General features: G+C 49.6%; 17 protein-coding genes and 1 pseudogene. 3 read left to right on the top strand and 15 right to left on the bottom strand.

Annotation, left to right across the window (positions count from 1 at the left end; all coding sequences use genetic code 11):
• Positions 1-49 precede the first annotated feature (49 nt).
• The 11 genes from mutS to BN2762_RS16070 form a co-directional block, all read right to left on the bottom strand.
• A complete protein-coding gene (gene mutS, locus BN2762_RS16120) occupies positions 50-3,229 on the bottom strand; it encodes a DNA mismatch repair protein MutS (protein WP_055107940.1) in 3,180 nt (1,059 codons plus the stop codon).
• A 55-nt stretch (positions 3,230-3,284) separates the two neighbouring features.
• Entirely contained in the window at positions 3,285-4,898 is a 1,614-nt protein-coding gene (locus tag BN2762_RS16115; RefSeq protein WP_055107939.1) for a putative amidoligase domain-containing protein, read from the bottom strand.
• A 128-nt stretch (positions 4,899-5,026) separates the two neighbouring features.
• Positions 5,027-5,572 (bottom strand): outer spore coat protein CotE, encoded by a 546-nt coding sequence (cotE, locus tag BN2762_RS16110; protein WP_055107938.1) that lies wholly within the window; start codon positions 5,570-5,572, stop codon positions 5,027-5,029.
• A 393-nt stretch (positions 5,573-5,965) separates the two neighbouring features.
• Complete coding sequence (locus BN2762_RS16105) at positions 5,966-6,922, bottom strand: aromatic acid exporter family protein (protein ID WP_055107937.1); 957 nt, start codon at positions 6,920-6,922, stop codon at positions 5,966-5,968.
• A 577-nt stretch (positions 6,923-7,499) separates the two neighbouring features.
• Positions 7,500-8,510, bottom strand: a complete 1,011-nt coding sequence (locus tag BN2762_RS16100) for an IS3 family transposase (protein ID WP_148499853.1) — start codon at positions 8,508-8,510, stop codon at positions 7,500-7,502.
• Positions 8,417-8,761, bottom strand: coding sequence for a transposase (locus BN2762_RS16095; protein ID WP_230202464.1), 345 nt, complete (start codon positions 8,759-8,761; stop codon positions 8,417-8,419). The genes BN2762_RS16100 and BN2762_RS16095 overlap by 94 nt, the downstream gene beginning before the upstream one ends.
• 519 nt (positions 8,762-9,280) lie before the next feature.
• Positions 9,281-9,463 (bottom strand): hypothetical protein, encoded by a 183-nt coding sequence (locus BN2762_RS16090; RefSeq protein WP_055107936.1) that lies wholly within the window; start codon positions 9,461-9,463, stop codon positions 9,281-9,283.
• 519 nt (positions 9,464-9,982) lie between these two features.
• Entirely contained in the window at positions 9,983-10,990 is a 1,008-nt protein-coding gene (locus BN2762_RS16085) for an ABC transporter permease (RefSeq protein WP_316246802.1), read from the bottom strand.
• Positions 10,990-11,772 (bottom strand): ABC transporter ATP-binding protein, encoded by a 783-nt coding sequence (locus BN2762_RS16080; protein WP_055107935.1) that lies wholly within the window; start codon positions 11,770-11,772, stop codon positions 10,990-10,992. Before BN2762_RS16080 ends, BN2762_RS16085 begins: the two co-directional genes overlap by 1 nt.
• 18 nt (positions 11,773-11,790) lie before the next feature.
• Positions 11,791-12,804 carry an ABC transporter substrate-binding protein gene (locus BN2762_RS16075; RefSeq protein WP_055107934.1) on the bottom strand — a complete coding sequence of 338 codons (1,014 nt, stop codon included), beginning with the start codon at positions 12,802-12,804 and terminating at the stop codon, positions 11,791-11,793.
• A 182-nt stretch (positions 12,805-12,986) separates the two neighbouring features.
• Positions 12,987-14,507 (bottom strand): carboxypeptidase M32, encoded by a 1,521-nt coding sequence (locus BN2762_RS16070; RefSeq protein WP_055107933.1) that lies wholly within the window; start codon positions 14,505-14,507, stop codon positions 12,987-12,989.
• A 148-nt stretch (positions 14,508-14,655) separates the two neighbouring features.
• Here BN2762_RS16070 and BN2762_RS16065 point away from each other — a divergent pair, with 148 nt between their 5' ends.
• The 3 genes from BN2762_RS16065 to BN2762_RS16055 all read left to right on the top strand — a co-directional run bounded on the left by BN2762_RS16065 (position 14,656) and on the right by BN2762_RS16055 (position 16,219).
• Positions 14,656-14,997: an iron-sulfur cluster biosynthesis family protein gene (locus tag BN2762_RS16065; protein ID WP_055107932.1), complete on the top strand. Its 342-nt coding sequence runs from the start codon at positions 14,656-14,658 to the stop codon at positions 14,995-14,997.
• Positions 14,998-15,024: 27 nt separating this feature from the next.
• Positions 15,025-15,600 carry a beta-class carbonic anhydrase gene (locus BN2762_RS16060; protein WP_055107931.1) on the top strand — a complete coding sequence of 192 codons (576 nt, stop codon included), beginning with the start codon at positions 15,025-15,027 and terminating at the stop codon, positions 15,598-15,600.
• Positions 15,601-15,823: 223 nt separating this feature from the next.
• A complete protein-coding gene (locus BN2762_RS16055; protein WP_055107930.1) occupies positions 15,824-16,219 on the top strand; it encodes a DUF2871 domain-containing protein in 396 nt (131 codons plus the stop codon).
• A gap of 112 nt (positions 16,220-16,331) precedes the next feature.
• Here BN2762_RS16055 and BN2762_RS16050 read toward each other — a convergent pair whose 3' ends face one another.
• From BN2762_RS16050 to BN2762_RS16035, 4 genes and pseudogenes are all read right to left on the bottom strand, one after another.
• A complete protein-coding gene (locus BN2762_RS16050; RefSeq protein ID WP_055107929.1) occupies positions 16,332-16,883 on the bottom strand; it encodes a GNAT family N-acetyltransferase in 552 nt (183 codons plus the stop codon).
• 5 nt (positions 16,884-16,888) lie between these two features.
• A complete protein-coding gene (locus tag BN2762_RS16045; RefSeq protein ID WP_055107928.1) occupies positions 16,889-17,518 on the bottom strand; it encodes a TetR/AcrR family transcriptional regulator in 630 nt (209 codons plus the stop codon).
• A 619-nt stretch (positions 17,519-18,137) separates the two neighbouring features.
• Positions 18,138-18,476, bottom strand: coding sequence for a hypothetical protein (locus tag BN2762_RS16040; RefSeq protein WP_055107927.1), 339 nt, complete (start codon positions 18,474-18,476; stop codon positions 18,138-18,140).
• Positions 18,477-18,490: 14 nt separating this feature from the next.
• A pseudogene (locus tag BN2762_RS16035) lies at positions 18,491-18,967 on the bottom strand (hypothetical protein); the annotation flags it as partial.
• Positions 18,968-18,996: the final 29 nt, after the last annotated feature.

Below are 18,996 nucleotides of genomic sequence, written 5' to 3'. Positions count from 1 at the left end.
CATTTTTTACATTCCCGAGCCTCTTATGTGAGTTTCTCTTATATTTAGATTATAAGTTTTTGGCCTTCATCTTCAAATCATTGATCAGTTGCATCGCCTGAAGCGGCGTCATATTCAGCAGATCGGCATTCTTAACCATATTGAGTATGCTGCGCACCTTGGCATCTTCCTCGACAGGTTTCGCTTTTGCGACCGGCAATTCATCTCCAAAAATTGAGAGCTGCACGACTTCCGCATTTCCCGGCGTCTCGTTTGGCGATAAGGCGGATGCCCCCCTCGACCCCTCGATCCCTTCAATTGCTGTTGAATTATGCGGTTCTTTCACCCCCCCTAACCCCTCAACGGCTGTTGAATTATGGGGTTCCTGTGATCCCTCAGCCCCTTCAGCGGCCGTTAATTTATACGGTTCCTGCGGCCCATCAGCCCCTTTAGCGGCCGTTAGCTTATACGGTTCCTGCGGCCCATCAGCCCCTTTAGCGGCCGTTAGCTTATACGGATCTTCCGGGCCCTCCACGCTCTCAACAGCCGTTGACTTATAAGGTTCCTGCGGCGACACTCCGTTCCAAGCCTTGTTCGAGGCTTCTGCCACGACTTGATTTACAGTTTCCGTTCCTGCTAAATGCGATACTTCGCCGCTAGCCGATCCCTCGGCACCAGCCACGCCCTCACCTATTACACGAGGCGCTGCTGCTGTACCCAGCGATCCAGCCTGTGCAAATCCGTCTAAGCGATTAGCCGGTTGTACAGCAACTCCTGAAGCTCGTCCATCCGGAGCTTCTGCCGACTGCTGGACGGCCTGCCCTGCACGGCGCTCGGCTCCTCCGGTTGCGACCTCGGCTGCCGCCTGCTCGAAGCCCTGCAGCAGACCGTAGGCCCGCTCGATAATTCCGCCCGGCAGCCCGGCCAATCTGGCGCAGTAGATGCCATAGCTTGAATCCGCTGCGCCGGGAATCAGCTTGCGCAGGAAATGCACCTTGTCCCCGCTCTCCTGAACGGCCATGGAATAGTTGCTCAGGCCGGACAGGCTGTTCTCCAGATGCGCCAGCTCATGAAAATGCGTCGAGACCAGCGCCTTACACCCGATGTGATCATGGACATATTCGATGACCGCCTGGGCGATCGCCATGCCTTCGCTCGTCGATGTTCCGCGTCCCAGCTCGTCGATAATGATCAGGCTGCGCGAGGTCGCTTTCTCGGTCATGACCTGGATGTCGGCCATTTCGACCATAAAGGTGCTTTGCCCGCCAATCAAATCGTCAGCTGCGCCAATGCGCGTAAAAATCCGGTCGATCATCGGAATTTCGGCGGATGCGGCAGGAACGAAGCTGCCGATTTGCGCCATGATCGAAATGAGCGCCACCTGACGCATATACGTGCTCTTCCCGGCCATGTTCGGTCCGGTAATAAGCAGAATGCTGGCTTCCTCCTGCTGCAGCTTCGTGCTGTTGGCAATGAACGCGGAATCCCTCATCACCGATTCCACGACCGGATGCCGCCCCTGCTCTATGACCATATCGTAGCCATCCGTGAGCGCCGGCTTCACGAAGCCGCTGTCCGCCGCCACGGCAGCGAGCGAACGGTACACATCGATCTCGGCCAGCTGCTCGGCCAGCCGCTGCAGACGGGTGATCTCCCCGCTGATCCGCTCGCGCAGCTCGGTGAACAGCGTATATTCCAGATCGACCATTTTCTCCTCGGCTTCGAGAATCAGCGTCTCCTTCTCCTTGAGCTCCGGCGTAACGAAGCGCTCCGCATTGGCCAGCGTCTGCTTCCGCTCGTATCTGCCTTCCGGTAGCAGGGATAAATTCGCTTTCGTCACCTCGATATAGTAGCCGAATACTTTGTTGTAGCCGATTTTCAGCGATTTGATGCCCGTTGCCTGGCGCTCGGCAGCCTCCAGCTCGGCGATCCAGCGCTTGCCGTTCGTTCCGGCCTCCCGCAGCTCGTCCAGGCGCTCGTGATAGCCAGCCTTGATAATGCCGCCGTCACGAACCGATACTGGCGGCTCGTCCGCAATCGCCGCCTCGATCTGGTCCGCCAGATCTACGCACTCATCCATCTCTCCGGCAATTCGGGAGAGGGTCGTTGAGGCCGAAGACTGGCACAGCGCCTTGATCGCCGGCACCTGTCGCAGAGACTGCTTGAGGGCGATAAGATCGCGGCCATTGGCGCTGCCAAAAGCAATGCGCCCGACCAGCCGCTCCAAGTCATAAATTTGCTTTAAGGCTTCTTTTAAATCCTCCCTTAGGATAAAAGAGCCAAACAATTGATCGACCGCCTCCAGCCGCTCCTCAATCTGACTGCGATGCAGCAGCGGCTTATCGATCCAGCGGCGCAGCATCCTCGCCCCCATCGACGTCTCCGTCCGGTCCAGCAGCCACAGGAGCGATCCGCGCTTAGAGCGTTCGCGCACAGTTTCGACCAGCTCCAGATTACGGCGAGTGAACGGATCCAGAATCATGAAGTTCTCCGGCTCATATGCCGAAATTTTCGTCAGCTGCCCGAGAGAGCGCTTCTGCGTCTCGCTCAAATAGCCGACGAGCAGCGCGACGCAGTCCCGGCGTTCCGGCTCCAGCCTGGCCCAAGCCGCCTCTCCGAACTGCTTGCGGCCGAGCTCGTCCTTCGCTTTGTCCCACGGAGTATACACGACCGGTTTGCCCACAGGGCTGCTGGCCTCCCGCAGCCAATCCAACAGGGCGCTGTCGCCGATCATTTCAGACGGGTCGTAGAGACCGACCTCATCCCTCAGCCATTCCTTGCTGGAAGGCGAGGAGCTGACGTACAGCTCGCCGGTGGACAGGTCGCAGGAAGCAATAGCCATCATGCCTTGCCGCTCTGTGATGCATAGAATATAGTTATTCGCTTTCTCGCCGACGGTCTTCCCTTCCATGACCGTGCCCGGCGTTACGACACGAACGATCTCCCGGCGCACGACGCCTTTGGCCTCCGCCGGATCCTCCGTCTGCTCACAGATTGCGACCTTGTAGCCTTTCTCGATCAGCCGGTGAATATAGTTCTCGGCGGAATGATAAGGAACGCCGCACATCGGAATCTTCTCATCGGGTCCTCCCGCTCTGGCTGTTAATGTAATTTCCAGTTCTTTTGAAGCAAGTATCGCATCATCAAAAAACATTTCATAAAAATCGCCCAGCCGGAAAAATAGAAACGCATCCTGTGCCTGGGCCTTCACGCTTAAGTATTGTTGAATCATCGGCGTATAGGTTGCCATGATCATCCTCCATGCCCATTTCGTAGACTTCTATTATATCAAAAGCCTACACAGCTTACGAATGGTTTTCCAACTTCCACAGCCTGCGGATATCCGTCGTCTCATCCCAGGTTCGTCCGGAGCCTGCTGCTTCCATGAACGGGGCGATGTAGCTCTCATATTGCGCATAAGCCGCAAGCTGCTTAAGGTCGTCGTGAAGCCCGGGAAGCGCCTCTCGAAGCTGTTTTTGATCCCCTTGGTAAAAAGCGGCATACATTGCGTCATCCTGCAGCGGCCTTCGGTGGAGCCGCTCCGCATGGTCCGCAATCAGCGCGGCAATCGCGACCACGCCCTTCGTCACCAGAGGGGAGATCAGAAAGCTGGGCAAGGTACGGTATTCGAACCCTCCATGCCCCTGCAGCCGGAAATCCCCCAGACAGCCGTAACGCGGCCGGCGCCCTAAGCTCCGCCGATCCTCCAGGGCGGCGACAGGCAAGGCGAGATAGTTGTCCAGTGCCTGCAGCAGCTGAAAGGTCAGCGGGATGCCGCTGAAGTGAATATGCCCGCCTAAAGGAAAGCCGCGTTGCGGCATTCCGCCAGCCTGCCACAGAAGCGCCTTGTCCTCGATCGACCGCTCGGCAAGCCGGAAGGCATGCAGCAATTGCACGAGCACTTTACGCGGATCCCCCGCTGGCCGCGGGCGCAGCTCAGCCAGGGGAAAACGGCGCTCCCCCCGGTATCTTAAGGAATCGCACCCCGCCTCTCCAGACCTCGCCAGAAACCGGGAGGCCGGGATCACTTTGCCTGTCGCTCGGTTAAACAGCAAAAATTCCGGATCCATCCCGAGAAGCAGCTGCCGTTCTTTGGCTGCAGCCTCCTGCCGGCCTATCTCCTCCAAGGTACTCCATATCGCCCTGGCAGTGCTGCCTGCCCGCTCTTCCCCCCGATAATCCGGCATCGCTGACACCTGCTCAACGATGTACCTGCCGTCCTCCCCGGCGCGAATCGTTACTTCCCCTACTTCCAGAAGCAGGGCGTAAAGCGCGCGGACAGCGACTTTCTCCAGCCGGCGTTCGAGCAGCGGGCGGTGTCCATCCTCCTCTTCCGGCCTATGCAATGACAACGGACGATGTATCCCTCCAGCCCCAAGCTCAGCCATGTAAGTAGCCTTTAAATGAAAGACTTGAACGACAAAACGGCGCAGGATTTTACGGTTCCGGGAAATGAGCGGATCGCTGTCTGCTGAAGACAGGCTGGTACTCAATCCGCTTAACGTTAATCGATTGTGGCAATTCGTCATCGAGCGGCCGAGATATTCGCTTAAATGTTCGTTAATGCTGTAAACCTTAACATGATGAGTGTTGGTGTTAGCCGGGCAAGTATTTTGACTATTGCTGTAAGATGAATCTGTGTATGGAATATCCACACTGTTAACGCTGTTAACGCCGTCAATGCACGCCTTTTTAAGTCCCTCCAATCCCGGTAGATCGTCGGTATGCAAGGCAAGCTCTATCCATTCCAAGGCGTCTGTCCGCGAGCGTCCAGGTCGTTTCCCATGTGCATTGCTATTGCTTCTGCCGATACGGTACGCCTCGCCGCGCGATGCTTCCTTCAGCGCTGCCAGCAGCTTTTCCGCGGATACTCCAGCCATGATCTGAATCCGGATTTTGAATTGACGAAGTCTCTCCATCCCCTGCTCCCCCTCGTACTACGGAAATATTGCATCATTTTTTATACAAAAATAGGGCAGCCGCCCTCGACGACGCCGCCCCTGCCGCATATATTAGATTATCTTCACCTAGCGCGTATCCTCTCGAATTACAGCTCGTCGTCGAGGAGATCCGGATCCAGGTCTTCGTATTCGCCCGGATCGGAGCCAAAATCGAAATCCTTGTCTTCGTGACCACCGCCCGGCACAACGAGGACATTGATCTTCGTCTCAGCGATGAGCTCGACGGCGAATTCCCGCTCTACGCGGATGGATACACGGCCATCTCCGGATACGCTCGCTTCAACGGTGCTCGGCTCCTGCGTTGCCTCCGCGGATACTTCCACCGTTGAAGAGCGATGTCTGGAATCCAGGTAGTTCAGTGGCACATGCTCTACATAGGAAATCGTTTCTTTGGCTACCTCGGTCTGAGAGTTTTTGCTAAAGGAATACCAGATGTTCACATCGTAAGTACCAATAACTTCAATTCCGTCGCCTTCGGAGACCGCCTCATACTGGTGGTTTATAATCCACGCGCCAAGTATGCTCGTCGGTTTATGAGGCGGAGTCACGGTATGGGTTACGGTAGAGAACTTACGACCTTTGCCGCAGATCGCTTTCGTTATAATCTCTCTACTTTGATATTTCGATGACATGTTCGAACCTCCTCCATACATCATTCACTACAATTGTATGCAGGACATAGGCGAATGTTGATTGGACGAAGCAAAATAATAAGAAAAACGTGAATCGACGTAGATTTCTAAGCAGACAGACCGCTTTTTTAGGTTGTTTTTCTTGCGATATAACGTAGACTGGGCTACGATGATGGACCTTGCTTATATCTAAAGAAAAACGTGAATCGACGCAGATTTCATGGCGGACAGACCGCGACCACTCCAGAAGGCGGCTTATAAAAGGTTACTGCTGCCTTGGAACAAAATAGTTCGGCTGTAATCTGAAACTGCTTTGGCGTTTTTTTGAAATTTGCAACAACCAATAAGCCCTTTCTTCTAATGTATATAATTTTTGGCTATTTAAATTACAGTTTATAGATTGGAAGCAGCGGGGGCTTTATCTTTTTTGGCAATTTCCAAATACACCGCCAGCTCCCGGCATAATTGGAGAACGGCAGAACGGATTTCGAACTCCTCCCTGGTTGAGGGCAGTTCCATCTTTTTGAATTCCTGCTCCCACTCCGAGAGCATTGCCTCGGTTCTACCAGTGTATTCTTCCTTGGTCACATCGAGGCTCAATCGTTCAAACAGCAGCGCCGCAATATCGGTCTGCGGCATTCGCTGGAACACCTGAGCAATCAGCTCCAGCATCGATTCGATCCGCTCCAGCTGCTGCTTGCGCATATAGAAATATACGCTCCACGATTCATCCGGCGAGACCAGCTGGTTTTCCAGTGCGCGCTTTGCTCTCGTCAGCCCGTCCTCGATCAGGGAGGACGCTTCGATTAATTCTTTGCCATCCCAAATATGCTGCGGATGGTGGAGTGTCAAGGCAATTTGGCTAAAAATAGCCGCAAACAGCTCGTCGATTTTATGGCGTATTTCGCTTAATTTATTCTCTTCCTTCGGCATATACACAAGATTTACGACCATCGCCGAACCAAGCCCTATTAGCAGCAGCTCGATTTGGGCAAACATAACGTGCAGACTAAGCTCCTCTCCGCCAAACACGCGAAAAACGACGACGGAGCTCGTGACGATTCCCTCTTTGAAATGAGTTCGCGCCATCAGCGGGAACGCGATTAATATGTACAGGATAAGCACCCAAATGTGGAAGCCTAGAAGGAAGAATAGTCCAAAAGCCAGCAGCAATCCCAACACCGAAGCGAAAAAACGGGAAGATACGGTACGCAAGCTCCTCTTCCGCGTCACATCCACCCCTAATATGGCTAACAGCCCTGCCGACAGCGCCCCTTCTATGTTCAGCGCATCCGCGATGATAATGGCTGCCAGCGTTGCTATTGCTGTTTTTATGATACGAAATCCCATGCGATCACCCTTACAGAAATTAGATTATTTATAAATACAGCAAGAAAAATTGCTTGTATATCCTCTTTCTCCTTACTACTCTTTACTACTCTTTCAGTATTACCAAATGCCAGTTAACCGCAAGCGAGCAAGAGGTCGAACTTACACCTTCACAACTCTCTACAGTTTCTCTAAATGCATCGTACTACGCTTTACGGCTAGCGCACAATGAGATTTCTAAAAGACAGCTATGGCGGCCGAGCCGTCCCTCTCCAATTATTGTTCACATCAGCCTGCCAGCTGGAACATTCAGCATGGAATGTTGCCTTGATCCAGCCCCTTGCCGTTCAGGGTTATGTAATATATACTCATTTACCGAACCGTCCGGGTTTTGCGCATGGCATTCCATTGAACTATTCCTAACGGACACAGGAGCCCTTATTTGCAGTAAAAATGAGCTTTTGGCTCCCTAACGGACATAGAATACCCTATTCCATCATTTTTGCGGTTATTTGGCCCTGATTTTCGCAAATAGCGGCTTCTGTCGGTTCAACCCCCTAAGTTTGGACACTTTCCACATCATACTTAGGAAATCACATTATAGCGCAATTTTCTTTGGGTTAATCAAGCCCGCGGTGACTAAACGCAAGTATTCCTTGGGCGGCCAATCGTAGAGACTGCCGTGGATGCGTTCTGTGTTGTAGTATCGAATAAATCGGTCGACCACTGCAAAAGCCTCTTCGTAGGTTTCAAAACAATTCCGCTGGTAGCATTCTTGCTCTACAATGCTGTGGTACGACTCAATAAAAGCATTCTTGTTTGGCGTTTGGTTGGGGATCCTTTCATGCTCTAACCCCGCTTGCTCGCAAAAGGCATGGAACGCTTTGCTAATGAACTGCGGCCCATTATCCGTCCGGATCACCAACTTGTGTTCTTGTTCGTGGATTCTACGTTTAAAAAGCGCCTTCTGGATCGTACGCAAAATGTCTTCTGTGCTGCAGACCTTTCCACGGTAATGGGCGACAATGCTCCGGTCAAACACGTCAATGATGCTGGCCAGGTAGAAATGTCGGCGTTTGCCGGCTACGTAACCATACTTAATATCCATTTGCCATAGCTGGTTTGGTCCGCTCACAATACGGTTATTGGCGAGCTTTTTAGGTACGGGGTTTTTCAACTCTCGCTGTGGATGGAGAATCCCCATTTCTTTGCAGAGACGGTAGGTCTTCTTTTTGTTAATAATTAGCCGGTATTTTCGCCGCAACAACGTCGTCAGCTTCCGATAGCCGAAGGCAGCGTTAAGGCCTTGAATCAAGCGTCTGAGGTATCCTTTAATGCGAGCATCTCCTACCTTTTTTCCATCCTTGTCATAGGAGAAGCCTGGAACAGGCCGACCGCTGCTGACTGGCTGCTGGCGTTCAGGATGCTTTAGGCGATAGTAGTAACTTGAACGTGGGACTCCACATAGAAGGAGCACCTTTTGAACGGGATACCCTTGCTGAATCCAATAGATAGCTACTTCCAATCGGGATACTTTTTTTTTACCAGGTCTCGTAGAATGCTGTTCTCGAGCTCTTTTTCGCCTAGTAGCTTCATGGCATCGTTGTATTTCTTCTCTAGTTCCTTGAAATTGGCTGCATCCTGCTTCATTTTTTCTGCATCGTTTTGCTTCTTTTTCATAAGGTCACCCACCTCATCTTGATACTGGCGAACCCACTGGCTTAACGTTCTAGGAGACATTCCATGCTTCCGGGCTACTATCTCCGTCCGATAACCCGAGAGCACCTCTACCACAAGCTCCTTCTTCGTTTCATTGGGGCACCTAAATCGTCTTTTCATGGATTCTAACTCCTCACTCATTTTAGTGTATCTGAGGTGGATTAGAGTGTCCAATTGGATTAGGGGGCTAAATAGCTGTGTCCGATACGTATGCGTTTTACCCCCATTTTGACTAAATAACGAACCCTGTGTCCGTTAGAAATAACGGACTGTCGCTGGACTATTCCCCTTCTACACTGCTACTAACCATTGTTGGCTGTACTGATCTCCCTTTTACACGGCTCTATCTCTGCTGCTGTATTGATCTCCCTTTTACCCTCCTACTGTCTCTGTTGCTGTATTTTTCTCCCTCTTTACACTACTACTGACACTATTGCTATACTGAGCTTCCCTTTTCAACACTATTACTGTCAATACGGCTGGACTCTCTGCCCTTTGCATAAACTCCTGCTGCCATTTGTATCTCTCCCTACTCTGTTTCTTGTACTTTTCCTGCTCCTGCCTGGGTCATTGTTTAATATTCTCCTCCTACATGTTGCCATTCATCTTTTTCAGTATGTTGAAGTTTCATTATTTTTTGTATAATCGCTTTCCTGTTCCTCATGCTTCCCCGCGATCGCCCTGTGCTCTCCCTGCCTGCCCTCTTAAATCTTCTCCCGCGATCATCCTGCGCTCCCCTGCCTGCCCTCTTAAGTCTTCTCCCGCGATCATCCTACCTGTCTCATCAGCTTTTACTCCACTTTCCTGTTTCCTCCGTTTTTTCTTGCTCCTCACATCCCACATACTTCTAGCTCCTCGCACTCCTCATGCTCCTTATACTCCTCACACTACTCACACCTACTCACACCTACTCACACCTACTCACACTCCTCTTACTCCTCCCACTCCAAATACCCCTTGCTTCCTCTTCTTCCTCGATCCCATATGCTGCCCATCCATCGAGTCTACTCAACTTTTGCATCGCTTAAAATATTTTGCTTTATTTTTGGAGTCATACATACAAATAAGCCGCATTCCAGATTTTCACACGAGTCGAGTGGTTCTCGAGGCAGTGAAATCAGAAGGCGGCCTGTAATGCAGAGCGAAATTCTCCCCAATTTAACTCTATAGCATAAATAAACTTTTTGCCCAAAGCGGAGCTCCAAGCCTATTATTTCAAGTAAACAGTGTTATCTATAAACAAATGTGTTGCTGAATAACCCCATTAATAAAACGAATGTCGTAGAAAATTTCTTTTGACAGATTTTTTTAGACAGATTTTTTAGACAGATTTTTTAGGCAGATTTCTTTGGGCGGATGTTTTTACCGTTCGCGTACTAGTTTGCGTTCAATATATACGACGAGCTGATACATGGCGGTGGCAACAAATGCGATAATGACGAGACTGGAGAGCACCAACGTGAAATTAAACACTTGAAAGCCATAAACAATCAGGTAACCGAGGCCTATTTTGGCGACCAGAAATTCGCCGACAATGACACCGACCCAGGCCATGCCAACATTCACTTTAAGTGTGGAGACAATAGTCGGGAATGAGGCAGGCAATATCGCTTTGCGAAAAACATCCTGGCGGCTGCCGCCGAACGTGCGTATGACTTTGGTATAGTTGGCATCGACTTCATTAAAGCTTGTATACACGACAAGTGTCGTAACGATGACGGTAATGGACAGCGTCGTTATAACGATCGCGGTAAAGCCGGCACCGAACAGCACAATGAAGATTGGGCCGAGGGCGACCTTCGGCATGCTGTTGAAGACAACCATGTAGGGATCGAGCACCCTGGACAGAAATGGCGACCACCAGATGACGACGGCAAGCAGTGTGCCGATTAGCGTACCAAGCAGAAAGCCCACCACCGTCTCGGATACCGTCATGGCTAGATGCGGCCAAAGCTCGCCGCTGACGATGTCCTTTACAATTTGCTGGCCGATCTTGGACGGGTAACTAAAAATGAGCACGTCTACCCATTTGAGCCGTCCCGCGATTTCCCAAAGCGCAATTCCAAATAGGAGAATGAAGGCCTGAGCCGCGAAAACCGCTCTATTCATTCTTCGCTTCGCCTGCAAGTGCTGCCGCCATTTATGGGACAACCAGGCCTGCGGCTCCTGACCGTCTTGGTTTTGATCCGTATTAGCCGATTGTTTCTGGTTCTCTCCGCCAAAAGAGCCCTGGTACTCCGCAGTTGAATAATTACGGCTCTCCCCGTCGGATTGACTCACACTCTCTGTGACGGTCTGCTCCTGGCTCTCCTCGTCAGACCGACTCACATTCTCCTGGGCGGATAGGTGCTCCGGGCGCTCCTCCTTCATCAAGCTCGCTCCCTTCTCTCGGATGCTTCGAGTTCTCCCCAAATTTCGTGGAACAGGGCGTTGAATCCCGGTTCCTCCCGGGCATAAAACGGCTGCGCCTCGCGAATGTTGCCCGGTACGGCGAAAGTGCTGCGGATCGTACCGGGCCTGGACCCCAGCACGATGACCCGGTCGCTAACCGCAATCGCCTCGGAAAGATCATGTGTCACGAGAATGCCAGTCTTTCTGCGCTTCTTCAGCGTTTCAACGACGAGATCCTCCAGCTGCAGCTTCGTCTGGTAGTCAAGTGCGGAGAAGGGTTCATCCAGCAGCAGCAAATCCGGATTTGTGGCAAGCGTTCTAGCCAGCGCCACCCGCTGCCTCATGCCGCCCGACAGCTGGTGAGGATATAGATGCCCCGTTCCGGCGAGCCCCATTCCCTCCAGGAGATCCTCTGCCAGCTCCTTGCTTTCCTTGGTGAGACAATTCGTTAATTCGAGACCCAGCAAGACATTATCGACAATGTTCCGCCAAGGAAACAAATAATCCTGCTGAAGCATATAGCCCACTTCAGGGGTTGGCCCGGTTACAGGTTTGCCATGCAGCAGCACCTCCCCCCGGGACGGCGCGATCAGGCCGGCCATTAACGACAGCAGCGTCGTTTTTCCGCATCCGCTCGGGCCGACCAGGCTGATAAATTCCCCGCTTTCCACGGACAGATTCATGTCCTGAAGGGCCAGCGTCGCTCCACGATCCGTTACATAGGCGAGATCAACATGCTTAAGCTGTATGACAGGCACCATGGGTACACCGTCCTCTCCTTATGGCGACGGGTGTGCTTGAGCGGCGGCTTCCGCATATTTGTTGTCGGCCAGCTCATTTAGCGGCACCCGTTCTTTCAATTCCCCTGCCCCTTCCATCACGTTCAGCAGGTTATTCCAAGCCTCCTCGGCTATAGCTGGCGAATCCGCATAGGATCCTTGCTCGAGGTAGCGCTTCACAGAGCTTTCTAGGATGTCCAAATCTGTATCCTTAAAGAATGGCGCGATTACAGCCGCCGTTTCCGCCGGGGTATGCTCCTGAACCCAATTCTGGGCCTTGCGAATCGCATTCGTAAACTTCTGGACGACTTCATCGTTATTTTTCATATAGCTCTGCTTCGTCATGAATACCGTATAAGGCAATCGCCCGCTCTCCGTTCCGAAGGAAGCAATGACATGTCCCTTGCCCTCCCGCTCGAAGATGGAAGCCTGGGGTTCGAAGAGCTGGACATACTGTCCTGTCCCGGATGCATAAGCAGCGGCAATATTGGCAAAATCGACGTTCTGGATCAGCTCCAAATCATACTTTGGATCGATTCCGTGCTTACGGAGTGTAAATTCCCCGGCCATCTGGGGCATCCCGCCCTTGCGCTGTCCAAGAAAAACAGCTCCGCGAAGCTGCGACCAATGAAAATGGTCTATCTGCTCCCGGGATACGAGAAAGGTCCCATCCGTCTGCGTTAGCTGTGCAAAGTTGATTACCGGATCCTCCGCTCCTTGCTGGTAGACGTATATCGAGGTTTCGGCGCCGACAAGCGCCACGTCGATTGCGCCGGATAATAGGGCAGTCATCGTCTTATCCCCTCCAGCCGTCGTCTGCAGCTCGACATTCAGCCCTTCCTCTTGAAAAAATCCCTTCTCCAAAGCTACGTACTGCGGCGCATAAAAGACGGAGCGGGTCACTTCGCCAACTCTAACTCTATGCGACTGACCGTCACCTCTGCATCCGCCAAGCAATGCAGGCAGGAGGAAGATGATCGCGATCAAGAATACAGCAAGACGTTTATTCCACATTTCGGTCACCCCTTTCTTATAGCAGCTTTATTAAAGGATATGCGCCGCTCCTCCAATTGGTTATGACATGCACATAGGGGCCGCCGCTAACGAACAGACGATGCTCGTTAGCGGCGGCCCCTACATAAGCCAGTTAAGCCCACTGATTCTTTTATTTCGTTCCCCTAAAATATTGCAACTCGTTACTTAAGCCCATAGATTGCTTTATATTTTTGTTCCAGATAATCGGCCAAGTAATTCGGATTCAAATCTTCGCCCGTTACCCGCTTAATGATTTCGGCCGGTTTTTGGCTTTTTCCATATTTATAGATTTGCTCCGTCAGCCACTCCTTGATTGGAGCGAAGTTCCCTTCAGTGATCAGCGCGTCGAGATTCGGCAATTGCTTGCGCATCGTGTTCATGATTTGCGCTGCATACATGTTGCCAAGCGCATAGGAAGGGAAGTACCCGAAGCTGCCGCCGGACCAATGCACATCCTGCAGCACGCCGAGGCCGTCGTTCGGCGGCGTAATTCCGAGGTATGCCTGGTATTTCTCATTCCACACCTTCGGCAGATCGCTGACTGATAATCCTTCGTTAAACAGCTGCTTCTCAATTTCATAGCGGATGATGATGTGCAAATTATACGTCAATTCATCGGCCTGAATCCGGATCAATGAGTTCTCCACCCGGTTGATCGCCTTGTAAAATTCATCCACCGTGACATTCTTCAGCTGCTCTGGAAAGTGCTGCTGCAAATCGCCATAATACCTCGTCCAAAACTCCCGGCTGCGCCCGATGAAATTCTCCCACAGACGGGATTGGGATTCATGAATCCCCATAGAGGCCCCTTCCCCGAGCGGAGTTCCTGCAAGCTCAGAGCTAACATTTTGTTCGTACAGGGCATGCCCGCCCTCATGCAGGGAGCTGAACAAAGCAAACGTCACGTCATCCTGCATGTAACTCGTCGTAATCCGCACATCGCCCTGGTTTAATGTAATCTCGAAGGGATGCACACTCTCATCCACGCGTCCCGCCTCGAAATCATAACCGATCTGCTCCAGCATGAACATTCCGAATTTCTCCTGCTGAGCTTTATCGAACAACTGGTTCATGAAGGAGGCCTGCGGCTCGCTGGACGCCTCCTTGATCGCTTCGACCAGCGGCACAAGGCGGTTCCGGAGCTGCCCGAACACTTCATCCAGCTTCTCTACAGTTAAATCCGGCTCATACAAATGGAGCAGCGTATCATAGCGGGTGGCCTTAGGCCCCCAATAATCGATAAATTCGCTAGTCTTCTCAACAATTTGCCCCAGGTAAGGCTCAAATCCCGCAAAATCGCTTTGTTCCTTAAAATCCTCCCACAGCGTCTCCGCAAGCGCAGTGAGCTCCGTATATTCCTGGTACTTCTGAGGCGGTATTTTCACGCTGCGGTCGTACTCTTCCTGAGTCACGCTAATGATCCGCTGCTTAGTTTCATCCAACTCGGCAAATAAGGCCGGAGAATTGAAATAGGCCAGCATTTCTCCCATCTCTTCTGATGTCTGAAGCCTGAAGGCTTCCGTCATCAGCACGCCGATCGCCTCGGAGCGGCCCTGCGCCCCTTTCTTCGGCGCACCGGTGCGGAGGTCCCAATGCATCAGCGCTACAGCCTCGTGATAGCTTTTGATTTTGCGCAATAACCCTTGAAATTGTTCCCAATTGGAAGCGGTTGTCTGATTCATATTATTTCCCACCTCTATCCAGAAATTTATACCTTCCTCTTGATGATACTTTTTACAACACGTATAATCAAATTTTGAAGCCATGTATTAGCGGATGGTTCCCATGAGATTTATCACGATTGTCTAGCTTAAGTAAAGGAGCTTTCTCATGAAAATGACTCTTGATTCCGCTGCAGTTAACCTCGTTCATGAGCTGCGCGGCGAATATTCCGGGCAATTGCGCCTCATTTACGACCTGGAGGGCTGCGGCTGCGGGATGAGCGGCATCGCCGGACTGGAGCTGGTAGACAAGCCGGGCATGCATGATATCAGCATCGAATGCGATTCGTTTCCGGTGTGGATTGACCGTGGGCAAGCCGTTTTTTATGAGGATAAGCTGTTCCTTAAGGGGGATGAATCCACTGGAACATTTCGTTTAGATGGCATGTCACAGCTTTACCATTCGAACCTCCGTCTTGTCGATCGACGCCAGGAGGGAAGTCAGAAGTAATTCACAGCACTAAGGAGGGAAACAATCATGAGCCAAATCGATACGATTATGGAGCATAACAAGAAATTCGTCCTGGACAAAGAATACGAGGCCTATATCACGGACAAATTCCCGGATAAGAAGATCGCCATTGTCACCTGCATGGATACCAGACTTGTCGAGCTTCTGCCAAAAGCGATGAACCTGCGGAACGGCGATGCCAAAATCATTAAAAATGCGGGTGCCGTCATCTCCCAGCCCTTTGGATCCGTTATGCGGAGTCTTCTCCTCGCTATTTACGAGCTTCAGGCCGAGGAAGTATTCATCGTTGGACACACGGGCTGCGGCATGGCTTCATTGAACTCGGAGCATATGATCGGCGAGATGAGGGGCCGCGGTATTTCAGATGATGTACTCAACACCCTGGAGAACTCGGGGATCCGGCTGAGAAAATGGTTACGCGGCTTCAGCAACGAAAAAGAAGGCGTCATCCATACCGTCGATATCGTTAAAAGACACCCGCTTCTTCCACCGAACATTCCAGTTCATGGCATGCTGATCGACTCCATGACCGGAGAGCTTGAGCTCGTCGTTGACGGCAGAGAAAACAGCAGCAATGCTTAATCGAGATCACTATAATCTATATGCATAATTATTCTACTTAATGAATTTTTATTCAACAGCTGCTGGCGTCCTGCCTGCAGCTTTTTTATTGTTCCTCACTAGTTAAGTGAAACCTATCACTTGTTGAAATTCCTTCATATTCTGTTCATATTGCGTTCATTTGACCATGCTATACTGACCGTAAACAATCCCAAAGAACAACTCTGAAAGGAGGTTATGCATTGTGAAAAAATTATATTATACGTCCTTTTTCTATGCGGTTCTCGGCCTCATCGCCGGCGTAGCCTACCGTGAAATTACCAAGCTCAGCAGCTTCAGCGGGCAGACCGTCCTTGTTGCCCTTCATACGCATATTTTGGTGCTGGGCTTCCTCTTCTTCACCGTCGCTCTAATCCTGGCTAAAGTCTTCCAGGTGCATGAAGCAAAATCGTTCGGGGGATGGTACATCGTTTATAATCTCGGACTTATTATAACGATCTCAACCATGGCCATTCGCGGCATGCTGCAAATCAGCGGCAGCGACATCAGCTTCCTGCCTCACATCGCCGGGCTAGGGCACACGATCCTGGCTGCTGGTATCATTTGGCTACTCGCTCTGCTGCGCAAGAGAATTCTGTAAATATGAACAAGGCGGCTGCTGACCTCAGCAACCGCCTTGTTTTATGAATATATATTCAGATTTTTAAGCTGCCATAAATCCCTCAATCCAAAACGATAAAGAAGGAACGGCTTTAGATATCGAATTCCTGTTTTTTAAAGTATTCCTCCTGAAGAATACCCATTTGAATGACATGATGCCACTTTCCTTCTCTAAAGAGGCACTCTCTGATTAGTCCTTCCTGCTGAAAGCCTAGCTTCTTATACAGATGGATGGCTCTGTCATTAAACGAAAATACCTTCAACGAGACCCTGTGCAGGTTCAGTTCGTAAAAAGCATAGTCCAGCAGCAGCTTCAAGCCTTCTGTACCGTAGCCTTTTCCCCAATATTCCTTTTCTCCGATATCAATAATGCACTCGGCATTTCTGTTCTTATAATCAATAAGGATAAGGGACACAACGCCAATGGGCGCTTCATTAGCCTTATCAACCATAATATAGCTTTTGGAGGAATGCGAACCCAGAATAACCTGATCGACAAAGCCCTGGGTTTCCTCCAGGGAATAAACATCCATAGACGGATTGGTGGAGCGCATCACCTCCATATCATTTCTCCATGCATGATACAGCTCAGTATCCTCTTGCGTCATTTTTCTTAATCTGATTCTTGATGATTCGAATAACATCACGCTCACTCCTTATAGGTATCTGCTGGATTAATTAGCTTTTCCAAAGAGGAAATAAAGACGACTAATTGATCTTTTACTTTGGTCTGCTCATGACCCAATTGAAACGTGTCCAACATTAACCCGTTAATAAATGAAATGAGATATCTGGCAATAGAAGACATAGGCAGTTGAGGTCTAAATTCCCCACGACGAACACCCTCTAGCAATATTTGTTCAATAGCTTCCGCAGTACGGTTGTAGCGTTCAGCAATGTAAGGGAAATTCATTTTATTCTTCACATATTGGGACGATAAAAAGAATTCTGCCTTAGCATGCACCAATGTTCGATCTATAGCCTCCATATGAAGCTGCTGTGCTTCAATCCAGTGCTTTAAGTTGGGCCAGAGCGGACCTTCGGTAGAGGGGATAAAATGCTGAGCCACTTTCTCGTCATCGTATTTTAGAACTTCAATAAAAACATGATCAATATTGTCAAAGTAACTGTAAAGCGCTCCCCTGGAGATTCCCGCTTTATTCATAATGTCCTGCATCGAAGTATGTACATATCCTTTTTCAATAAACACCTCTTTGGCTGCTTGGATCAGTTCTTTTTTCCGCTCTCTTTTATATTCCTCGCTAACTTTTGGAGCCATAGCACCACCTCCTTTATAAAGAATGACAAAAAAATATACACCATTGTCGTTTTTATATAGTCAATTATACCGACACTAGTGTATAGTTTCAATCCTTTTGCTCTCTAAAGGGCCATGAAGATTCTTAGTAGAATTTCATAGCAAGCAAAAAACAAGCAGCTACTGTAAATCAGCAGCCGCTTGTTTTATAAATTCTATAACCTGGTCCCTCGGTGGGCTTTGGATGTTTTTTTTACAGGCTTAAGGGTTAAATGTTTGGAAATACATCCCACTAGAGATATTGGCGTTGTACTTCCTGCTCATCCATCATACCCATGCTGTAGCATGACATTCAGGATAGCGCGGGGATGGAATTGGCATAACCGCTTAAGCATATCCCATGAGATGTGATACAGGACAAGAGATAGTTTCCTTTATGATTAGACACTCTACAAGCAGGAATTACACCAGACACACAAAAGCTTGGTCTATTTCTGAATCATGAAATTCGTCACATCGGAATAACCCTAGAGTAACGATGAGATTGCCGCATCTCGATACACTATTCAAATGCTAGGATTCATTCGGCACTGGGTAGCCTCATAACATCATCTTCTCAAGGAAAATGCTTCACATTATATTATGAATACCACTCATCGTCAGAAAATTTCTCATCATCTTCACCAGGCTTTAAATTGTTTATGTCTATGAATCTTTTTATTTCTGACCTCACCAATACCTGATCCTTACTCTCAATCACAAAACCCCTATGGTTATTCCAACTCATATCAACCTCTAAATTTATATCCAACTCACGACACCATTCGATAAAATCATACATGATCATTGTAAAACAAATATTGTATTTATGTATCGAAATCCAAATACCTACGCTTCCATCTCCAAAATCATGTTGTCGTAATTTTAAATCTCCACTTAAGAACCACTTAGTATGATGATGTTGCTTTTCCTCAAACATTAATTTGTATCCTCCTATTGTTTGTATAATCCCGTAAGTACATCCATTGCTGGACTTGTTCTTACGCTACCATAAATAACTTCTTCCCATGAACCATACTTTTCAAAAAGTTGTTCTGGTGTAGGCCCTTCTGCTCTTCCGTATTGTTGAATATTACGCTCTTTCATGGCGGCTAGCCCCTCAGAGTTATTAGAATCAATATATGATTGCATTCTGTCATGATTACGTTTTTCAGACATCTTTCTTGCAATTTCTTCAATAGACATTCCTTCACTTTGAAGTTTAGCAACCTCATTCTCAAGCTTTATTTTCTTTTGTTCCATATCTTTAAGATACTCCATTCTCTTAGCTCTTGCAGAAGCAACTTGATCTGGGTTAGTCCAATCTATTCCAAATTTATCTAATGGCGATCCTTTTTTAGGAGAATAACCGTAGACTGCATCTGGATTGGATTCAATTTCTTTTGCTATTTTCGGGTTACTTAAAGGATCAAATTTAACCGTCCCCTTAGTTCGCCACT

The organism is Paenibacillus ihumii, from assembly GCF_001403875.1.
Lineage (GTDB): Bacteria > Bacillota > Bacilli > Paenibacillales > Paenibacillaceae > Fontibacillus > Fontibacillus ihumii.
This window is presented reverse-complemented; position numbering and strand designations above follow the sequence as displayed.